This window comes from Mesorhizobium sp. M7A.F.Ca.MR.362.00.0.0 (assembly GCF_004023175.1).
Classification (GTDB): domain Bacteria; phylum Pseudomonadota; class Alphaproteobacteria; order Rhizobiales; family Rhizobiaceae; genus Mesorhizobium.
The window spans coordinates 1-4,092 of record NZ_RZTF01000295.1 but is presented as its reverse complement, the minus strand read 5'-3'; the positions used below and the strand labels follow the sequence as shown (position 1 = coordinate 4,092).

Below are 4,092 nucleotides of genomic sequence, written 5' to 3'. Positions count from 1 at the left end.
GCACGCTTCATGGCGCGGCGGAACGCGATACGACGCTCGAGCTGCTGGGCGATCGACTGGGCGACCAGGGTCGCGTCGATTTCCGGCTTGCGCACTTCAACGATGTTGAGGTGCGTCTCGGACTTCGTCATCTCCATCAGCTTCTTGCGAAGCTTCTCGATGTCGGCGCCCTTCTTGCCGATGATCAGACCCGGGCGCGCGGCGTGGATGGTGACGCGGCACTTCTTGTGCGGACGCTCGATCACGACCTTCGAGATGGCAGCCTGCTTGAGCTCCTTCTCGAGATACTTGCGGATCTTGATGTCCTCATGCAGCAGCTTGCCGTACTCGCCGGTGTTCGCGAACCAGCGCGAATCCCAGGTGCGGTTGATGCCGAGGCGAAGACCGATCGGATTGACTTTCTGGCCCATTATGCGGCCTCCCCTTTTTCTTCGACTTCACGAACGACGATCGTGAGGTGCGAGAACGGCTTCTCGATACGGCTGGCGCGACCGCGGCCACGGGCATGGAACCGCTTCATGACGATCGACTTGCCGACATAGGCTTCCGCCACGATCAGTGCATCGACATCCAGGTCGTGGTTGTTTTCCGCGTTGGCGATTGCCGATTCCAGCGTCTTCTTGACCGTGCCGGAAATCCGCTTGGCCGAGAATTCGAGATCGGAAAGCGCTGTCGCGACCTTCTTGCCGCGGATCAGCGCGGCAACGAGGTTCAGCTTCTGCGGGCTGATACGGATCGTGCGCAATACGGCGCGCGCTTCGTTATCAGCAAGCCTGCGCGGAGCTTTGGCCTTGCCCATGATTATTTCCTCTTCGCCTTCTTATCCGCGCCGTGACCGTAATAGGTCCGGGTCGGAGCGAATTCACCGAACTTGTGACCGACCATGTCCTCGTTCACCGAGACGGGAACATGCTTCTGGCCGTTGTAGACACCGAAGGTGAAGCCGACGAACTGCGGCAGGATGGTGGAGCGACGGCTCCACATCTTGATCACCTCATTGCGACCACCTTCACGAACCTTGTCCACCTTCTTGAGAAGGTAGCCGTCAATGAAGGGGCCTTTCCAAATCGAACGAGTCACTTGGCGTTACCTCTTCTTAGCTCTTGCGCTGATGGCGCGAGCGCAGGATGAACTTGTCGGTCGCCTTGTTGGACCGCGTCTTCTTGCCCTTGGTCGGCTTGCCCCAGGGCGAAACCGGATGGCGGCCACCCGAGGTGCGGCCTTCACCGCCGCCGTGCGGATGGTCGACCGGGTTCATGGTCACGCCGCGATTGTGCGGGCGCTTGCCACGCCAAACCGTGCGACCGGCCTTGCCGTCATTGATGTTGCCGTGGTCCGGATTGGACACGGCGCCGACAGTGGCCATGCAGGAGCCGTGAACGACACGCTGCTCGCCCGAATTGAGGCGCAGGATCGCCATGCCCTGGTCACGACCGACCAGCTGACCGTAACCACCTGCCGAACGAGCGACCTGAGCGCCCTTGCCCGGCTTCAGCTCGATGTTGTGGACGATGGTGCCGACCGGCATCGAAGCCAGCGGCATCGCATTGCCCGGCTTCACATCGACCGATTCACCGGAGACGATCTTGTCGCCGGGAGCCAGACGCTGCGGAGCGATGATGTAAGACAGCTCGCCATCGTCATACTTGATCAGCGCGATGAAGGCGGTGCGGTTCGGATCGTATTCAATGCGCTCGACCGTGCCGACGACGTCGAACTTGCGGCGCTTGAAGTCGATGATGCGGTACGAACGCTTGTGACCACCGCCGATGAAGCGGGCGGTGATGCGACCGTGATTGTTGCGGCCGCCCGACTTGGTCAGGCCTTCGGTCAGACCCTTGACGGGCTTGCCCTTGTAGAGGCCCGAGCGGTCGACGATGACCAGCTGACGGGTGCTGGGCGTTACCGGGTTGAATTTTTTCAGTGCCATTGTTCTGTCCTCGCGGCCTTGCTCAGAGACCCGTCGCGACGTCGATCGACTGGCCATCGGCCAGCGTCACAACCGCCTTCTTGACGTCGCTCTGGCGGCCAACCGTGCCACGGAAGCGCTTGATCTTGCCCTTGCGGACAAGCGTGTTCACGGCCATCACCTTGACGCCGAACAGCGCTTCGACGGCGGCCTTGATTTCCGGCTTCGACGCCTTCTTGGCGACGTTGAAGACGACCTTGTTCTGCTCGGAGGCCATGGTCGACTTTTCGGTGATCGCCGGCGAGACGATCACGTCGTAATGACGAAGGTCGGTCATTTAAAACGCTCCTCGAGAGCCTCGACGGCGGCCTTCGAAAGGACCAGCGTGCCGCGGCGCAGAATGTCGTAGACGTTGATGCCCTGGATGGGCAGCACGTCGATGTTGGGGATGTTCGTCGCCGCCAGCTTGAAGTTCTTGTCAAGCTCGGCGCCGCCGATCAGCAAAGCGTTGGTCAGGCCCAGCGTCGCGAAATTCGCGATCAGCGCCTTCGTCTTGGCCTCGGTCAGCTTCAGCTCGTCGATGATGATGATCGACGCGCTCTTGGCCTTGGCCGAGAGAGCATGCTTGAGGCCGAGAGCACGAACCTTCTTCGGCAGTTCGTGCTCGTGGCTGCGAACGACCGGGCCGTGGGCCTTGCCGCCGCCGCGGAACTGCGGAGCGCGTGCCGAATGGTGACGGGCGCGGCCCGTACCCTTCTGCTTGTACATCTTGGCGCCGGTGCGCGCGATCTCGGCGCGACCCTTGGTCTTGTGCGTGCCCTGCTGCTTCTTGGCAAGCTGCCAGCGCACGACGCGCTGCAGGATGTCTTCGCGCGGATCAAGGCCGAAAATCTCGTCGGAGAGTTCCACCTTGCCGGCGTCCTTGCCGCCCAGCGTTGTGATCTTGAGATCCATTATTCCGCTCCCTCTGTGGCCGGAGCCTCGTTCTTGGCGCCACTTTCGGCAGCAACGGCGCGGATCGCGGCAGGCTTCGGCGCATTGGCCGGCAGTGCCACCTTGGCCGCATCGCGGACCAGGATCCAGGCGCCCTTCGATCCGGGAACCGCACCGCGGATCAGGATCAGGCCGCGGTCGGCGTCGGTCGATACGATCTCGACATTCTGCGTGGTGACGCGGGTGTCGCCCATGTGGCCAGCCATATGCTTGCCCTTGAACACCTTGCCCGGGTCCTGGCGCTGGCCGGTCGAACCGTGCGTCCGGTGCGAAACCGAGTTACCGTGCGTTGCACGGCCACCGCCCATGTGGTGGCGCTTGATGACGCCCTGGAAGCCCTTGCCGATCGTCGTGCCCGTCACATCGACCTTCTGGCCGGCGACGAAGTGCTCGACGGTGATCTCGGCGCCGACATCGATCATGTTGTCGGCGGAGACGCGGAACTCGGCGACCTTCGCCTTCGGCTCGACGGAAGCGGTCGCGAAATGGCCGCGCATCGCCTTCGACGTGTTCTTCACCTTGGCAAGGCCAACGCCGAGCTGAACGGCGGTGTAGCCATTCTTCTCTTGCGTGCGCTGGGCCACGACCTGGCAGTTCTCCATCAGGAGAACGGTGACGGGAACATGTTCCCCGGCATCGTTGTAGATGCGGGTCATTCCCACCTTCTTTGCAATCACACCTGAACGCATCGGTTCAATTCCTTTAGAGTTCCGGGCCAGGGGCACCGCCCCTTACCGCGCTCTCATTCCCTTAGAGCTTGATCTCGACGTCGACGCCTGCGGCCAGATCGAGCTTCATCAAAGCATCGACCGTCTGCGGGGTCGGATCGACGATGTCGAGCAGACGCTTGTGCGTGCGCATCTCGAACTGCTCGCGGCTCTTCTTGTCGACGTGAGGCGACCGGTTGACCGTGAACTTTTCGATCCGCGTCGGCAGCGGAATGGGGCCGCGGACGTTTGCGCCGGTACGCTTGGCCGTCGACACGATTTCCTTCGTCGAGGCGTCGAGCACGCGGTGGTCAAACGCCTTAAGGCGGATGCGGATATTCTGTCCGTTCATGCGTCACTTCCTTGTTCTGGCGCGGCGCGGGCAACTCCCGCGCCCGCGACAGATCGGTTTAAGTCCAAATTACTCTTTGATGGTGACGACGATGCCGGCACCGACGGTGCGGCCGCCTTCACGGATAGCGA

The 4,092-nt window shown here is 62.1% G+C and carries 8 protein-coding genes; all 8 read right to left on the bottom strand.

What is annotated here, in order from left to right; genetic code table 11:
- Positions 1–410, bottom strand: a 410-nt coding sequence (gene rpsC / locus EOC06_RS43640; protein ID WP_245470111.1) for a 30S ribosomal protein S3, incomplete at its 3' end; no start/stop codon positions are given.
- Positions 410–799: a 50S ribosomal protein L22 gene (gene rplV / locus EOC06_RS27175; protein ID WP_006205462.1), complete on the bottom strand. Its 390-nt coding sequence runs from the start codon at positions 797–799 to the stop codon at positions 410–412. The genes rpsC and rplV, both read right to left, overlap by 1 nt.
- Positions 800–801: 2 nt before the next feature.
- A complete protein-coding gene (gene rpsS, locus EOC06_RS27170; protein ID WP_006205463.1) occupies positions 802–1,080 on the bottom strand; it encodes a 30S ribosomal protein S19 in 279 nt (92 codons plus the stop codon).
- 16 nt (positions 1,081–1,096) lie between these two features.
- Positions 1,097–1,930 (bottom strand): 50S ribosomal protein L2, encoded by an 834-nt coding sequence (gene rplB, locus EOC06_RS27165; RefSeq protein WP_024505067.1) that lies wholly within the window; start codon positions 1,928–1,930, stop codon positions 1,097–1,099.
- 22 nt (positions 1,931–1,952) lie between these two features.
- Positions 1,953–2,246: a 50S ribosomal protein L23 gene (locus EOC06_RS27160; protein ID WP_013531424.1), complete on the bottom strand. Its 294-nt coding sequence runs from the start codon at positions 2,244–2,246 to the stop codon at positions 1,953–1,955.
- Entirely contained in the window at positions 2,243–2,863 is a 621-nt protein-coding gene (rplD, locus tag EOC06_RS27155; RefSeq protein ID WP_013531423.1) for a 50S ribosomal protein L4, read from the bottom strand. The genes EOC06_RS27160 and rplD overlap by 4 nt, the downstream gene beginning before the upstream one ends.
- A complete protein-coding gene (gene rplC, locus EOC06_RS27150; RefSeq protein WP_013531422.1) occupies positions 2,863–3,591 on the bottom strand; it encodes a 50S ribosomal protein L3 in 729 nt (242 codons plus the stop codon). The genes rplD and rplC overlap by 1 nt, the downstream gene beginning before the upstream one ends.
- Before the next feature lie 61 nt (positions 3,592–3,652).
- On the bottom strand, positions 3,653–3,961 hold the full coding sequence (gene rpsJ, locus EOC06_RS27145; protein ID WP_010909272.1) for a 30S ribosomal protein S10: 309 nt from the start codon (positions 3,959–3,961) through the stop codon (positions 3,653–3,655).
- Between the last annotated feature and the right edge of the window lie 131 nt (positions 3,962–4,092).

What these genes read in the sequence shown, in the direction of transcription:
- rplC (WP_013531422.1), bottom strand. Translation starts at nt 3,591, where the DNA reads ATGCGTTCAGGTGTGATTGCAAAGAAGGTGGGAATGACCCGCATCTAC.
- EOC06_RS27160 (WP_013531424.1), bottom strand. Translation starts at nt 2,246, where the DNA reads ATGACCGACCTTCGTCATTACGACGTGATCGTCTCGCCGGCGATCACC.
- rpsJ (WP_010909272.1), bottom strand. Translation starts at nt 3,961, where the DNA reads ATGAACGGACAGAATATCCGCATCCGCCTTAAGGCGTTTGACCACCGC.
- rplV (WP_006205462.1), bottom strand. Translation starts at nt 799, where the DNA reads ATGGGCAAGGCCAAAGCTCCGCGCAGGCTTGCTGATAACGAAGCGCGC.
- rplD (WP_013531423.1), bottom strand. Translation starts at nt 2,863, where the DNA reads ATGGATCTCAAGATCACAACGCTGGGCGGCAAGGACGCCGGCAAGGTG.
- rplB (WP_024505067.1), bottom strand. Translation starts at nt 1,930, where the DNA reads ATGGCACTGAAAAAATTCAACCCGGTAACGCCCAGCACCCGTCAGCTG.